Origin of the sequence: Trichocoleus desertorum ATA4-8-CV12 (assembly GCA_019358975.1) — a bacterium.
In the GTDB taxonomy this organism is placed as follows: Bacteria; Cyanobacteriota; Cyanobacteriia; order FACHB-46; family FACHB-46; genus Trichocoleus; species Trichocoleus desertorum_A.
This window is the reverse complement of the sequence record JAHHIL010000006.1, coordinates 164,328-178,737: the sequence shown is the minus strand read 5'-3', so window position 1 is coordinate 178,737 and position 14,410 is coordinate 164,328. Positions and strand designations below refer to the sequence as shown.

13 protein-coding genes are annotated in these 14,410 nt (G+C 48.5%); 8 read left to right on the top strand and 5 right to left on the bottom strand.

All coding sequences use genetic code 11. The features are described from left to right. Positions 1-274 precede the first annotated feature (274 nt). The gene (locus tag KME12_08425) at positions 275-721 is read left to right on the top strand and encodes a pentapeptide repeat-containing protein (protein ID MBW4487801.1); all 447 of its coding nucleotides are present in this window, start codon (positions 275-277) and stop codon (positions 719-721) included. 3 nt (positions 722-724) lie between these two features. On the opposite strand, the gene KME12_08420 is transcribed toward KME12_08425, so the two are convergent. Beyond that, on the bottom strand, positions 725-2,020 hold the full coding sequence (locus KME12_08420) for a hypothetical protein (protein ID MBW4487800.1): 1,296 nt from the start codon (positions 2,018-2,020) through the stop codon (positions 725-727). Between the two features lie 466 nt (positions 2,021-2,486). On the opposite strand from KME12_08420, the gene purD reads away from it, so the two are divergent. Beyond that, positions 2,487-3,779: a phosphoribosylamine--glycine ligase gene (gene purD / locus KME12_08415; protein ID MBW4487799.1), complete on the top strand. Its 1,293-nt coding sequence runs from the start codon at positions 2,487-2,489 to the stop codon at positions 3,777-3,779. A 186-nt stretch (positions 3,780-3,965) separates the two neighbouring features. Next, entirely contained in the window at positions 3,966-5,954 is a 1,989-nt protein-coding gene (locus tag KME12_08410; protein MBW4487798.1) for a HAMP domain-containing protein, read from the top strand. Positions 5,955-6,026: 72 nt separating this feature from the next. Here the strand turns inward: KME12_08410 and KME12_08405 are convergent, their stop codons facing one another. Together KME12_08405 and KME12_08400 are read right to left on the bottom strand one after the other, a co-directional pair. Next, on the bottom strand, positions 6,027-6,386 hold the full coding sequence (locus tag KME12_08405; protein ID MBW4487797.1) for a zinc ribbon domain-containing protein: 360 nt from the start codon (positions 6,384-6,386) through the stop codon (positions 6,027-6,029). 52 nt (positions 6,387-6,438) lie between these two features. Further along, a complete protein-coding gene (locus tag KME12_08400) occupies positions 6,439-6,780 on the bottom strand; it encodes a TIGR03792 family protein (GenBank protein MBW4487796.1) in 342 nt (113 codons plus the stop codon). A gap of 271 nt (positions 6,781-7,051) precedes the next feature. Here KME12_08400 and KME12_08395 point away from each other — a divergent pair, with 271 nt between their 5' ends. Together KME12_08395 and KME12_08390 are read left to right on the top strand one after the other, a co-directional pair. Then, positions 7,052-7,375: a phasin family protein gene (locus tag KME12_08395; protein MBW4487795.1), complete on the top strand. Its 324-nt coding sequence runs from the start codon at positions 7,052-7,054 to the stop codon at positions 7,373-7,375. A gap of 129 nt (positions 7,376-7,504) precedes the next feature. After that, the gene (locus KME12_08390; protein MBW4487794.1) at positions 7,505-8,068 is read left to right on the top strand and encodes an FKBP-type peptidyl-prolyl cis-trans isomerase; all 564 of its coding nucleotides are present in this window, start codon (positions 7,505-7,507) and stop codon (positions 8,066-8,068) included. Positions 8,069-8,250: 182 nt separating this feature from the next. Here the strand turns inward: KME12_08390 and KME12_08385 are convergent, their stop codons facing one another. Together KME12_08385 and KME12_08380 are read right to left on the bottom strand one after the other, a co-directional pair. Beyond that, positions 8,251-9,390, bottom strand: a complete 1,140-nt coding sequence (locus KME12_08385; GenBank protein MBW4487793.1) for a glycosyltransferase family 4 protein — start codon at positions 9,388-9,390, stop codon at positions 8,251-8,253. 81 nt (positions 9,391-9,471) lie between these two features. Then, positions 9,472-9,678, bottom strand: a complete 207-nt coding sequence (locus tag KME12_08380; GenBank protein ID MBW4487792.1) for a hypothetical protein — start codon at positions 9,676-9,678, stop codon at positions 9,472-9,474. A gap of 284 nt (positions 9,679-9,962) precedes the next feature. On the opposite strand from KME12_08380, the gene gloB reads away from it, so the two are divergent. The 3 genes from gloB (at position 9,963) to dnaB (ending at position 14,388) form a co-directional block, all read left to right on the top strand. Beyond that, positions 9,963-10,736, top strand: a complete 774-nt coding sequence (gloB, locus tag KME12_08375) for a hydroxyacylglutathione hydrolase (GenBank protein MBW4487791.1) — start codon at positions 9,963-9,965, stop codon at positions 10,734-10,736. Positions 10,737-10,917: 181 nt separating this feature from the next. After that, positions 10,918-11,376 carry a 50S ribosomal protein L9 gene (gene rplI, locus KME12_08370; GenBank protein MBW4487790.1) on the top strand — a complete coding sequence of 153 codons (459 nt, stop codon included), beginning with the start codon at positions 10,918-10,920 and terminating at the stop codon, positions 11,374-11,376. Positions 11,377-11,553: 177 nt separating this feature from the next. Next, positions 11,554-14,388, top strand: a complete 2,835-nt coding sequence (gene dnaB / locus KME12_08365; protein MBW4487789.1) for a replicative DNA helicase — start codon at positions 11,554-11,556, stop codon at positions 14,386-14,388. The last annotated feature ends 22 nt before the right edge of the window (positions 14,389-14,410 follow it).

Genomic DNA, 14,410 nt, shown 5'->3' with positions numbered 1-14,410 from the left:
AAAACACTGGGTAGAAGGGAGCGATCGCGTACCTGTAACCTGACTAGAATATGGCCCACCGCAGGCTTGGTGAGCTAGCTCTGCGTTAAGAATCTCTCTCAAATGGGTGAATTCAGTCAAATTGGAATTACAACTAAGGTAGGTAGAAACAGCCTGCTACCTGACTGAGCAGCCGATGATTTCATCCTTGCGGCTCGTCCGGATGCAGGAGGTAAAAGTTTGGCAGTTAAGCGAAGTTATATATAGAGCCAAGCATTCCTTGGAGGCAAGGAATATGAAAAGAGAACTATTAGCAGCCACAGCACTATTGACCACATTGTGGGTAGCTGTACCAGCGCAAGCAGAGAACCCTGACCACGTCAGACAGTTACTAACCAGCAAAATCTGCGGAGGCTGTGACTTAAGCGGCGCTGATTTAAGGGGCGCTAACTTGTCAGAAGCTCATTTGATTGGGGCTGACCTCAGAGGTGCAGACTTACGAGGAGCAACTTTGACTCGTGCCAATCTAGAAGGCGCTGATTTGACAGGCGCTAACTTGCAAGGCGCTAGCTTGGTGGCTGTGTTTGCCAGTGATGCAGTGTTTGATCAGGCGAACCTGAACCTCGCTAATCTGACCAGCGCCCAGCTGTATCACACCAACATGCGGGGTGCCACCATTAATGGAGCCAATCTTGCAGGCACAGAGCTTTTTGGCACCAATCTCAACGTTGGTGGCGAGTAAGCCTCAGGGTGCTTTGCGGCTTTGAGCTTGGGTTGCTTGCTCAATTTGCTGAGTAAAGTGAGCTTGTTGGTAATTTAGCTGCTGAGCCAAAGTGAGGCCTTGCTGAAAAGCTGTCACGGCTTGAGGATATTCCTGCCGCGCTATGTGAATCTGACCTATGGTGTCGTAGGCATTCATTCTGCCATAGACATTGTAAGATTGAGCTTCCACATCGACTAGAAACGTGTAAATCCGTAAGGCCGCTTCTAGCTCGTTTTGAGCACGATAAAGTGTGCCCAGACGTTTCAGCGCTTCACTGGCGTGGGCAAATTGCTGGAGTGGCTGTGCTAGGAGGTAGGCAGCTTGATAGTTTTCTATTGCTTGAGGACGTTGGCCTAGAGCCTGATAGTTATCTGCGATCGCTAGCCTTACTCTAGGCACCTGAGTCGGATCTTGAGTTTGGTAGAGATTGATCAGTTCCTGTTGAACAGCGATCGCAGGTTCTGGCTGCTTGCCTTGTTGGTAAATGTGTGCAAGTTGTTGCAGCAAGCTAATTTCACTCAAAGTTCTCTCAGGAGTCGCTCCAGGAAGACTGCCTCGGTTACGCACCAGAGTTAGGAGTTGCTGATAAGTTGCCGCAGCCTTGGTGTAGGAAAACCAGTTGACGTGCAACTGACCAATGGTATCTAAGGTAGCTGCTTCTGCGGTCAAATCTTGCTGCTGACGAACTGCACTCAAAATTTGTTCATATACAGTTACCGCTAAATCTTTAGCCCGCAATTGCTGATAGGCTTGTCCCAGCGATCGCAACAGCGTTACATCGCCAGAGGATGGGGCTTGTTGTTGAATGGCTTGCAGTCGCTCTGTAATTTGTCTGACATCCGTGGTGCGGTTTTCTTCCCAAGCAATAGTGCCCACCCGACTCAAGGCTGCTACTTCTTCTAGTAGCCCCAATACTCGTCGCAGCCGCAATTCTCGGTACCAAGTCTCAAAAGCTGCCTCTAGTTGGCCTGATTGAAATTGTTTAGTAGCCTGAGTGTTGAGTTCATCCAAGGCAGTGCTTAAAGTTTGTTGCTCTTGGGTTGTGAGTGAGCGATCGCCAGTCTGAGTTTGGGGTAGCAGTGGATCAGGAATTTTCAGCTCTAAAGGATTGGGCGGAAACTCGTCGGGTGAGACAGTTTTTTGGGCAAAGGCGCTGGGAGCGTAGCTACTTAAACAAAGCACTGCAATGGCGGTGATAATGCCACTGCGTTGAAATTGAGGCGATCGCCGCCAATGAATGCTGGCTAGCCGCTCAAGAGAACCAAAGGAAAAAGTCATAGTTGAGGTGGATTGTTGCATCCTAGTTAAAGCAAGCATCTTAAATAAAGCAGAATCTAATTCTGGCCTGAAAGTTTCTAGATTTAGCATCTGTAATGGACTGCTAAGAGGCAAAACTGGCCTGACGAAATTGAGTGGGCTTTAAGGTAAGCTGAAAGAACTTTTAACAAAACGCATTAAAGTACAGAGATAGCGTGGCATAATGTGCCTTTGTTCGTGATAAAGGCGATGATGTCCCAAATCAGTAGTTTAATTCCTTGAACCACCCAATTAATTAGGACTGCTACTGGGAAGCCTGGGCATAGGCAGGTCCACGAATATAAATCACAAATATAAATATAGTTACCAGCTGTAAAGGTAAGCCCAGTTAAAGGTAAGCCTGCTTGTCAGCACTCTACGATGGGTGCTGGAGCGAAACACTGAATGTTTTGGTTGCATACATACAAGAGTGGCGAGTGAGGAAAGCGTGAAGATTTTGGTTGTTGGCAATGGGGGGCGTGAGCATGCCCTAGCCTGGAAGCTACTGCAATCTGATCGAGTGAAGCAGATTGTTTGCGTACCCGGAAATGGAGGGACTGCGACCTTAAATCGTTGCCAAAATCTGGCCCTACGAGTAGATGACTTTGAGGGTATGGCCCGCTTTGCGCTCGTTCACAACATCTCCTTAGTAGTAGTGGGGCCTGAGCTTCCTTTATCATTAGGCATTACAGATTACTTACGACAGCAAAATATTACTGTTTTTGGCCCTACTCAAGCAGGTGCTCAAATTGAATCGAGCAAGGCTTGGGCTAAAGAGCTGATGGCAGAGGCAGGGATTCCTACGGCTAAGGCGGCTGTGTTCACTGAAGCCGCACCTGCTCAAGCTTATGTAGCGGCTCAAGGTGCCCCAATTGTGGTCAAGGCCGATGGTTTGGCGGCAGGTAAAGGTGTGACCGTGGCGATGACTGTGGCAGAAGCACAAGCTGCGATCGCTGCCGCCTTTGACGGTCAGTTTGGTGCAGCGGGCCATCGGGTTGTGATTGAAGAATGTATGACGGGGCAAGAAGTCTCTGTACTCGCCCTCACCGATGGCTTGACGATTCGGCCCCTACTACCCGCACAAGACCATAAGCGAATTGGTGACGGAGACACCGGAGCCAACACAGGCGGAATGGGAGCCTACGCCCCAGCGCCCATTATGACCCCAGAATTGATGCAGCGGGTTCAACAGGAGGTTTTGGAGCCTGCGATCGCCACCTTGCAGAAACGAGGCATTGACTACCGAGGTGTGCTCTACGCAGGGTTGATGATTACACCAGAAGGTGAGCCTAAAGTCGTCGAATTTAACTGCCGCTTTGGTGATCCAGAAACTCAAACGATTCTGCCACTCCTAGAAACTCCTTTGGCTGATCTGTTAATGGCTTGTGCACAAAAGCGCTTGGGAGAGATGCCACCGATTGCCTGGAAATCCGGTGCTGCGGCCTGTGTCGTGATGGCGGCTGGGGGGTATCCGGGTGCTTATCAAAAAGGCCAGGTAATTACTGGCATTGGAGAGGCTGAAGGAATTGGGGCTGTGGTGTTCCATGCAGGGAGCCAACTGAAACACCAAAAGATTTTGAGCGATGGTGGTAGAGTCTTGGGTGTAACGGCGACTGGAAATAACTTTGATGAAGCGATCGCCAATGCTTACCAAGCAGTAGAGCGCGTTCACTTTGAAGGAGCCTACTACCGCCGCGACATTGGGCACCGAGTCCGCACCACCAGTACCCCTCTCAGCTAAGGACTTCACCGCAGCGCCTAGTTTAAGACATTTGACCGGAGGGCAGAGCAGCCCTAAAAAGCGGATCTCCTGGAGGAACATGTATAAAATATAGGTACTTAAGCGCTTCTATGGGAACTGTAGCTGTGAGACAGGAAGTTCTGGGAAGCCTTGAAGGTATCACTGTCCTCGTTGCGTAGATTAACCTTGCTGGCGCTTTTAACGACAATTAGAGAAATTTTGGCTCGCTGGTGGTCTGAGTTTACCCTCCAGACCAAGCTGATGGCGGCTGCTACTTTGGTCGTGTCACTGGTGATGAGTGGCCTCACCTTCTGGGCAGTCAACACGATTCAACAAGATGCTCGGTTGAACGACACTCGCTTTGGTCGGGATTTGGGTCTACTCCTGGCAGCCAACGTTGCCCCTCTGATTGCCGACGACAACCGGACGGAGCTAGCTCGTTTTACGCATCGCTTCTATAGCAGCACTTCTAGCATTCGCTACATGCTCTACGCCGACGAGGATGGCAACATCTTTTTCGGCATTCCCTTTTCTGAGTCGGAAGTGCAGAATTCGCTCACGATTCGGCGGCGCATTCAACTGCCCGATAACTATGCTGAGCACTCGGAACTGCCAATGGTACGTCAGCACCTGACTCCCGATGGCGAAGTCACCGATGTGTTTGTGCCCCTGCTGCATGAAGGCAAGTACCTAGGGGTTTTAGCGATCGGCATTAACCCCAACCCAACGGTCGTTATTTCTTCTAATCTCACTCGCGATGTAACGATCGCAGTTTTTGTCTCAATTTGGGTCATGGTGATTTTGGGGGCCGTGTTTAATGCCCTCACGATTACAAAACCAATTAAAGAACTGCTAGTTGGCGTTAAAAATATTGCGGCTGGAAACTTTAAGCAGCGAATTGATTTGCCTTTAGGCGGAGAACTAGGCGAATTAATTCTCAGCTTCAATGACATGGCGGAGCGCTTGGAACGCTATGAAGAGCAAAACATTGAAGAACTAACCGCAGAGAAAGCCAAACTGGAAACCCTAGTCTCAACGATCGCGGATGGCGCAGTGTTGCTAGACGCTAGTATGCATGTCGTCTTAGTGAACCCTACAGCTCGGCGCATTTTTGGCTGGGACGGTAAAAACTTAATTGGGGCCAATGTGCTGCACCACTTACCCGCGTCGGTGCAAGTAGAGTTAAATCGGCCTCTATACCAGTTGACAGCGGGCGATCGCGAAGGAGCAGAGTTCCGGATTACGCTACTGGAACCCACTAGCCGCACTGTCCGAATTTTGCTAACCACTGTGTTTGACCAGTACCGCGAGAGTGTCAAGGGCGTTGCTATCACCGTTCAAGACATTACCCGCGAGGTTGAGTTAAACGAAGCCAAGAGCCAGTTCATCAGCAACGTTTCTCACGAGTTGAGAACGCCATTATTCAACATCAAGTCGTTCATTGAAACCTTGCATGAATATGGCGAAGAGCTGACTGAAGAAGAGCGATGCGAATTTTTAGAAACCGCAAATCGAGAGACCGATCGCCTGACTCGTTTGGTGAATGACGTTTTAGATTTATCACGTCTAGAATCTTGCAAACGTTACCACTTCGAGGCTGTAGATGTTAGTCAACCCATTGAGCAAACCTTACGAACTTATCAGCTCAATGCTAGAGACAAAGGCATCGAACTCAGCCACGAAATTGAGCCAGACTTGCCTGCGGTAGTCGGAAACTATGATTTGCTGCTGCAAGTGTTTGCCAATCTGGTTGGTAATGCACTGAAGTTTACGGAATCTGGTGGCAAAGTCGCGATTCGGGCCTATGTGCTGCAACCGCAGCTACGCCTAAAGTCAGCACCCTTACAAAATCAACCTCGCGCTGTGCGGATTGAGGTGTCGGATACAGGAATTGGGATTGATCAAGAAGATCAAGCAGCTATTTTCGATCGCTTCTTCCGAGTGGAAAACCGAGTTCACACGTTAGAAGGAACAGGTTTGGGCTTGTCAATTGTGCGAAATATTGTCGAAAAGCACTACAGTTCTGTGCATTTAGTCAGCGAAGTAGGGGTGGGCACAACCTTCTGGTTTGATTTGGCTGTTTTTCAGGAAGAAGCCACATTAGTAGACACCTCACCTGCATTGGAGCACGCAAATAATGCCAGTGTCGCTTCAGTGCCTGCTACTTTGTCTTAGATTGCATCCTTAGGCTTGTAACTCTAAGAAACTACTTAAGCTGGGCGATCGCGCTAGATTGACGGTCACCCACTACAGCGACAATAGTAAACTAACCACCACTAAGCCAACGAGCGCTACCCAGCCTGCATTGCGTTTGAGCCAAGTTTTGAGCTGACCTAAACGAGAACTCTGGCTTACGCTTCCTGTTTTGAGGGAGGTAGTGCTCTTGCTGCGGTCTTGATACAGAGTGCACTCTTTCGCGTGAGGCCGTTGCGGAAAGTTACAAGTATCATCATCGTGGTAAGTACAGGTATCACACAAGTAAGCTTCTCCAGCAGCTCGATACAACGGAATCCCAGGATGGCCGTAAGCTTTCAACGCTAGATGACAGTATGGACAGGTGACAGCTTGTGACTCAACAGTTTGGTTGCAGCGGGGGCATTCAGGCATGACAGAGAAAGTGTGTGGTCTTTTTCGTATGCTAGCCTAGCGCTAGAGAGCCTTAGAAGGAATTTGGAGTGCTAGCAGTAGCAGATTGCGACTGAGCAAACTTCCTCACTTGATACTCACCTGCTTCAATAATCGGATAATTACCAGCTAACTCCTGGGCAAATCGCTGGTCTATTGCGGCAAGGCGATCGCTCGGCACAGCTTTCCAAGTCTCTTTACTAGCCCAGCGAATCACCAAAACAACTTCTGTAGAATCTTCTGGGTTAATCCAGACTTCTTTACCCAAAAAACCAGGACACTCTGCCAGGAAAGCAGTCCAAATCTCAGCGTCTTTTTGGATGTACTGCTCTCGCATTTCAGGAGCAACCTTGATTTTGAGCCACTCGATTACCATAAACACGCTAGTCTCGATATTCCTGCAAATGAGTGAAGTGATCGAGCGTCATGAAACAGCTAATGAGTGTGACGACTCGATTGCAACACCCTAAGCCTACAGATAGTCAACTGTGTTTTGCCACGCAGACAGGTTAGGAACGCTGTAGATTTGACAGAATAAAGCTGTAGGCTAGCTTCAGTCAGATTGGAAGAAAACACATAGGACTTTATTAATTACATAAAAGCCTACGTTTAGCTACTGTTTCAAAGGCGTAACTTCGAGAAATCGCATGGATAACAATAACTTCGTCAAGCAACTACTTATGATTGGGATTGGTACAACCTCTTTAGTCGCGGAGAAGCTGCGGGAGGTGAGTGACGAGTGGGTAAGCACAGGTCAGCTCAATCCCGAACAGGCGAAAAAATTTGTGGATGACTTGATGACTCATCTCAAGTCAGAACAAGGCAATTTAGATGTTCAAATGCAACGTCAGCTCCGCAATGTTCTACAAGACTTGGGCGTGCCTAAGCAGTCTGAAATGGATGAGTTACGCGGTCGTCTCGATCGCCTAGAGCGGCAAGTGCGGGACATGGAAAATAAACTGTGGCGTTAAAGAGCATTTCAAAGTAGGCGATCGCAGCATTCAACCCAGAGCTTAAACTGAAAAACATACGCTAACCTATAACAGCAACGTGCTGGCCGCTAAGTTAGTTGTATTTTCGATGCTAGGAGGAACAGAATTTTGCGAGAAATTTTAATGAGTTTGGGCGTGATGCTGGTTTGCTGCGTCCTATTACTCGTGGCGCAGATTGGTGGTCGCAGCCCCGCGATCGCTGGAGAACTGCAAAACACGCAGGCCCAATCAGTGGCGGTAGAAACAGTCGATAATACCTTGATCGCTCAAAAGCCCGCATCAGCATCAACAGAGAAGTCTAAAAGTACTGAGGTGGTAATGGATAATAATGATGTCGTCACAACTCCTTCTGGTTTGCAGTACGTGGAGTTAGAAGAGGGAACGGGAGCTACGCCTCAGTCTGGGCAAACGGTGGTGGTTCACTATACCGGAACCCTAGAGAACGGCAAGAAATTTGACAGTTCGCGCGATCGCGGTCAGCCCTTTAGCTTCAAAATTGGGGTAGGTCAGGTCATTAAGGGTTGGGATGAAGGCGTTGGCACCATGAAGGTTGGCGGTCGTCGCAAGCTGATTATCCCTGCTGAGCTGGGTTATGGAGCTAGAGGTGCGGGCGGTGTGATTCCACCTAACGCCACCTTGCTGTTTGATGTCGAGCTACTAAAAGTTAGTTAGTTCTTATAGCTGCCTTGTTGCGACTTTCGGTAAAGTTGCACCGAATTGTAGGTAGGGTTGAGTGAAACCCAACACCCTAACTTTGTTGGGTTATTTGAGAACGCTATGCGTACGTGCCTCAACCTGACCTACAGTGCTGGGCTAGCTCCTGCAAAATTGGGTTTTAGCACTACTGAACTGGCTCAATTCAGTTGCCCAATTAGCTTTTCTAGGGTTAAGGCCATTGCATCGGTGCTGTAGTGTTCTATGCACTTTTGCCGGGCTTTTAGACCGAGTTGGCAAGCCGCTGCAAAATCTTGAAAAATAGCTTGAATCTGTTCAGCAATTTGTTCTGGAGCGCTAGGCTCAACTAGGTATCCTATCCCATCCAAAATAGTGGGAATATCACCAACTTTAGTAGATAGAATTGGCTTTGCCATTGCCATTCCATCAGTTAGCTTGAGCGGAAATTGGGCTTTCGCTGTGGGAGTATCTCGTTGGGGCACCACAACCACATGAGCTGCCGCCACAATTTCAGGCATCTGCTCCACTGGATATCTGGGCAGTTGAATAATCCATTGTCCCCAACGCTCAACTAACTGGCGATCGTAGTCGTCTGGTCGGCGTCCACCCACCATCACTAGTCTCAAGTCGGGCTCGTTCAATTTCTCTAGGGCTATTAGGACATCTTCCAGCCCTTTGTGGGGGCGGGGTGTTCCGGGAAACATCAGGACTCGATATCCTGACAGACCGTAGCGCTCCCTGCTGGTATCAGGGTCAAATTTCTCTGGGTTAAATAAGGCAGTATCTTTACCATTCGGCAGATAAGTGCCGCCAAAACGGTCTTGAAGGAATTGTGTATCTACAGTAATGGCATTTGCCCGACTGACTAGATTCTCACTCCATTTTAAGTACAGTGGATGTTCTGGTTGTCTCAGCGCCCCTTGCTTTTTCAAAATATCTCTAGCTAGCTGCCTTGCGGTGGGGCGATAAGCCCATTGGTCGCCGCCATACCAGCTTAATTCCCAATCATCAATGTCTAGAATGACGGGTCGTTTAGAAAATAATCCTTTCAATAAAGCCATGCCAAAGCTTGTGGGCCTAGGCTTGACAGCATAAATAAGATCACCACTTACCTGATCGAGCAGTTGTTTGGCAGGAGCAAGCAAGCCTGGGTAATCACATCCAGGAAATGAGTGAACTGTCAGACCGATGGGGGCAGTGGGATAGATCGCTTGGCCGAAGAGAAAACCTACAACTTCTACGTCATAGTCAAGTTTCTGGAGAACTTGGCTCAACAAATAAGCTCGTGTCACTCCACCCCCTGAGAGGTCAGGTGTAATGACAGAAATCTTAGTACGACTTTTAGTTGTTTGGGGGCTCAAGATCGTAGAAGAATTGAATACAGCGATACTATCAGAATCCTAGTCGGCTAATTTTAGACGACCTGTTTGTAGATAGTCAAAAATTAAGTTGATCTGGCGACGGTCTTGGTTAGAGAGTTGAGAGTCAGAAAGAATCACAGATGTTAGCTGCAAGTGTTCTTGGCGGCTAAGTTGTCCTGATTCAATAATTCGATCTGTAGTTGTTTTTATACTCAGGCTTGACTTGCTTTGTGCTGTCCAAACCATAGGAATGAATTGTCCTGGTATAGCTTGTTGGGTTGCACTGAGGCACGCCTCATAAAGCTATTGTCTTTGCTCTAACTACAGAATTTGACAAAGTTGCAATGAGAACAAGTAAAGACTTGGTGAATTTGTCAAATTCTCTGGGTTCACTTTCTGTCTTGGCTTATAGCAGTCCTAAGGATGTAAAGACTCGATTAATTTGGGAAGTTTAGTCTTGATTCCAGCGTAGTGTTCTGTCAGTTCAGAGAAACCAGACTAGGATGAAACAAGCCCAGGAATAGAGACTGATGCAAGTTTATCGACTCCCAGCCCTCTCTGATAATTACATTTTTGTTCTGCATGCGCCGGAACAGCGGATTGCAGCGGTGGTAGATCCAGCGGAAGCACGGCCAGTCTTGGAGTGTTTGTCTCAGCTTGATGCAGAGCTAGTGGCAATCTTTAATACTCATCACCACAGCGATCACGTGGGTGGAAATACGGAACTACTGAATAGATTTCCCAGGTTAAGTGTATACGGGGGGGAGGGCGATCGCGGTCGTATTCCGGGACAACAAAAGTTTCTGCGAGAAGGCGATCGCGTTTTCTTTGCTAACCGAGAGGCAGAAGTGCTGTTCGTTCCAGGGCACACTCGCGCTCATATTGCCTACTACTTTTTACCTACCCACCCCGAAGAGTCGGGAGAGCTATTTTGCGGGGATACGCTCTTTGCGGGTGGCTGCGGGCGCTTGTTTGAGGGGACTCCAGCGCAGATGGTGCAATCTTTAAGCAAGTTACGGGCTTTGCCAGACAATACGAGGGTTTGGTGCGCCCATGAATACACTTTGAAGAATTTGCAGTTTGCCCTCAGTGTAGAAAGCAGCAACTTGGATTTGCAAACTCGCTTAGCTGAGGTAGAGGCGATGCGTCAGCGTCTGGAATCGACTGTACCCTCAAATTTGGGTTTAGAAAAACGCATCAATCCTTTCCTACGCTGGGATCTACCGGGTGTCCAACAAGCAGTCAAGTTGGCTGAGCCAGTAGAAACTTTCGCCCGTCTACGTCAACTCAAGGAGAAGTTTTAGGGGGTGGGACACTTGGCTCAAAGCTAGCGAGGCCAAACGGAATGTTAGGAGATGCTAGAAGTTGAGGGAAACTGGACGGGTGATCAGCTTGCGATCGCTCCTCACATTTCGATACGATAAAGTGTTCTGATGACAGCGACAACACCTCCCAAGGTACGCACAGTTAATCACAGGAAAGATCATGGCGAAACGTGTTCAGTTAGTTTTAAATCGAGATGTTAGCAAGTTAGGGAGAACTGGTGATCTGGTAGAAGTCGCTCCCGGCTACGCTCGCAATTACTTAATTCCTCAAGGCTTTGCAGTTAAGACCAATCCTGGCATTCTCAAGCAAGTAGAGCGCCGTAGAGAGAAAGAGCGGGTACTATTGCTCGAACAGAAGCAGCAAGCTGAAACGCAAAAGGCAGCTCTAGAAAAAGCAGCGCGCTTCACTATCCAGAAGCAAGTAGGCGAAGGAGATGCCATCTTTGGTACGGTTACAGCTCGTGAAGTGGTGGAAGCAATTCAAGCAGCAACCGGTGAAGATGTCGATCGCCGCGAAATTTCTCTACCCGACATTAATAAGGTGGGTACTTACAGAGCGGAGATCAAACTGCATCCTGATGTCAGCGCTGTAGTTGAGATTGAAGTTATCGCTAGCTAAGGCTTGTTAGCTAATTCTTGCCGCTTGGAGTCGGTAAAATTCTGATATACATAACAGGCTAGTATGTGAGGCCCCATAGAGGCTGCAACTGACCAGTTTTGTTCTTCAGTGCAGGACGGGTGAGTCAGCCGCTCATCCGTCTCATTTGATCCAAACCTTTTTACAGTTGTACCTGTTATGGTCCACGACTTGAGTTTTCAGCCGTTGAGCGATCGCCTGCCGCCGCAAAATATTGATGCTGAAGAAGCAATTTTGGGCGGTATCTTGCTCGACCCAGAAGCCATCAACCGCGTGATTGATGTTCTGCGGCCTGAAGCGTTTTACATTAGTGCTCATCAAGAAATCTATCGCACAGCGGTCACGCTCCATAGCCAGGGTAAGCCGACCGATCTCATGAGCATCACAAGCTGGTTGCAAGATCACAGCCTGCTGGAAAAAGTTGGGGGGCAAAGCCGACTCGCTCAACTGGTAGATCGAACCATCAGCGCCGTCAATATTGACCAGTATGCTTCGCTGGTCATGGATAAGTATTTGCGCCGCAAGTTGATTCAGGTTGGCACTGAGATCGCGCAGCTCGGTTATGAAACCAATAGCGAACTAGTCAAGATCCTCGATCAATCTGAGCAAAAAGTTTTTAGCATCACTCAAGACCGCCCGCAACAAGGTCTAGTCCCAACTTCGGATATTCTTACAGACACTTTTTCCGACATTGAAAGCCGCTCCTTAGGCATGGTGATGCCAGGGATCGCTTGTGGTTTCTATGATCTGGATGCCATGACTCAAGGTTTCCAGCGATCGGATCTTGTGATTGTGGCGGGTCGCCCGTCAATGGGCAAGTGTTGTGAGGCTCAGACAGAGATTGTTTTGGAAGACGGCAGTATTGCCACAATTGAGGAAGTGTATCAACGTCGCCAGGGAAAATTGCTGACCTTGGATCAGAACTGGCGATTTAACCTGACTCACCCTTCAGCTTATGTAGATGATGGCATCAAACCTGTTTTCCGAGTCACAACTCGCCTAGGGCGATCGGTTGAAACTACTATTACGCATCCTTACTTGACGCTTCAAGGATGGCGACCCTTAGCTGAGTTACAACCTGGCGACAAAATTGCCGTGCCTCGTAAGCTGGAAGTTTTTGGGACAGAAACACTGCGAGAATGTGCAGTTAAATTGCTGGGCTATCTGATTGGGGATGGCTGTTTAACCAGAACAAACCCAGGCTTTACAAATAGCAATAGTCAGATTCAGCAGGACTTTACTGAAGCCGTAGCTGATTTTGCTAGTCTCAAAGTTCGCAGAGACATCTCTGGGGACAGAACTCCCAGTTTCTATGTTTCTAGGAACCTGGAAACGGTCGCAGCTAATCGTAAGGTTTTTGGCGATCGCCTTGGTGGTTCGATCAAGTCAAGCCCTCTGACAGCCAAAGCACTAGCTCAAAAACTTGAAGTGAGCGCTTCTTTAGTCTGCCAGTGGCAACAAGGTATTTGTACTCCTAGCCCGCAGCACTTGCAGAGTTTGAGTGATTTTCTGGGAGAGGAGCTAGCAGCGCTTCTGCCAGAAGGATGGAGTGCAATCGATCGCCAAAATGCCCTCACTGCTTGGTTACGTGAACTAAGGTTGTGGGGTAAGAGTGCCCACGAAAAAGTGATTCCGCCGCTTGTGTTTAAATTGCAGCGATCGCAGGTTGCCTTATTTCTCAACCGTCTGTTTGCCACAGATGGCTGGGCTAGCGTGCTAACCAGTGGGCAGGCACAGCTAGGTTACGCCACGGTGAGTGAAAAACTGGCTCGGCAAGTCCAGCATTTGCTACTGCGCTTTGGCATTATTGCTGCTCTTAAACAACGGTCTGTTAAGTATAAAGATACGCGCCGACCTGCTTGGCAACTCGATATCACTGATGCTTTGTCTATCAAGACTTTTATTTCTGAGATTGGCATCTTTGGTAAAGAGCCAGCTTTGTCCAAAGTGCAAGCCGCGCTGCTCAATAAGAAATACCAAACCAATCGAGATTTAATTCCGATGGAGGTTTGGGCAGCGATCACGACGGCGAAAGGCACTGAATCCTGGCAAGCTTTAGCAGTTCGGGCTGGAATTGCTGGTTATAGCAATATTCATGTGGGCAAACGGGCACCCACTCGTGAACGATTATTGGCTTTAGCCACCGCTCTAGAAAATCAAGATCTGCAAAACCTATCGACTAGCGATATCTATTGGGACGAAATTGTTTCAATTGAACCTGTCGGATACAAGCAAGTTTATGACTTAACCATTCCAGAGACACACAATTTTGTCGCGAATGATATCTGCGTTCATAACACGAGCTTCGTTTTGAATATTGCTCGGAATATTTCGGCATTCCATAAGCTACCCGTAGCAGTTTTTAGCTTGGAGATGTCCAAGGAGCAGTTAGTTTATCGCTTGCTCTCTAGTGAGTCTCGGATTGAGAGCGGTCGCTTACGTTCTGGGCGGATCAGCCAGACCGAATGGGAACCTTTGGGGCATGCCATCAGCACCTTATCGCAGCTGAATGTTTACATCGACGATACGCCGGACATCAGCGTGACAGAGATGCGTTCCAAAGCCCGTCGCTTGCAAGCAGAGAACGGCAAACCTTTGGGACTTGTATTGATCGATTACTTGCAGCTAATGGAGGGCAGTGGTTCAGAGAACCGAGTGCAAGAGTTGTCGAAAGTAACTCGCGGCTTGAAGAGTTTAGCGCGGGAACTAGGTGTTCCAGTGATTGCTCTGTCTCAGTTGAGCCGAGGAGTGGAGTCTCGTACTAACAAGCGACCTATGATGTCTGACCTACGCGAATCGGGATCGATCGAGCAGGACGCGGATTTGATTATGATGATTTACCGCGACGAGTACTATAATCCGGACACGCCCGATCGCGGGGTGGCTGAGGTGATTATTACTAAGCATCGTAATGGCCCGGTGGGAACTGTAAAACTGCTATTTGAGCCGCAATTCACCTGTTTTCGCAACTTGGCTTCACCGAACCGTCCTTGAGGACAATTATTTAACTGGATTT

Coding starts and splice junctions, on each gene's coding strand:
- KME12_08420 (MBW4487800.1), bottom strand. CDS start 2,020: ATGACTTTTTCCTTTGGTTCTCTTGAGCGGCTAGCCAGCATTCATTGG.
- KME12_08380 (MBW4487792.1), bottom strand. CDS start 9,678: ATGGTTTGGACAGCACAAAGCAAGTCAAGCCTGAGTATAAAAACAACT.
- KME12_08395 (MBW4487795.1), top strand. CDS start 7,052: ATGGATAACAATAACTTCGTCAAGCAACTACTTATGATTGGGATTGGT.
- dnaB (MBW4487789.1), top strand. CDS start 11,554: ATGGTCCACGACTTGAGTTTTCAGCCGTTGAGCGATCGCCTGCCGCCG.
- KME12_08425 (MBW4487801.1), top strand. CDS start 275: ATGAAAAGAGAACTATTAGCAGCCACAGCACTATTGACCACATTGTGG.
- KME12_08405 (MBW4487797.1), bottom strand. CDS start 6,386: ATGCCTGAATGCCCCCGCTGCAACCAAACTGTTGAGTCACAAGCTGTC.
- KME12_08400 (MBW4487796.1), bottom strand. CDS start 6,780: ATGGTAATCGAGTGGCTCAAAATCAAGGTTGCTCCTGAAATGCGAGAG.
- rplI (MBW4487790.1), top strand. CDS start 10,918: ATGGCGAAACGTGTTCAGTTAGTTTTAAATCGAGATGTTAGCAAGTTA.
- gloB (MBW4487791.1), top strand. CDS start 9,963: ATGCAAGTTTATCGACTCCCAGCCCTCTCTGATAATTACATTTTTGTT.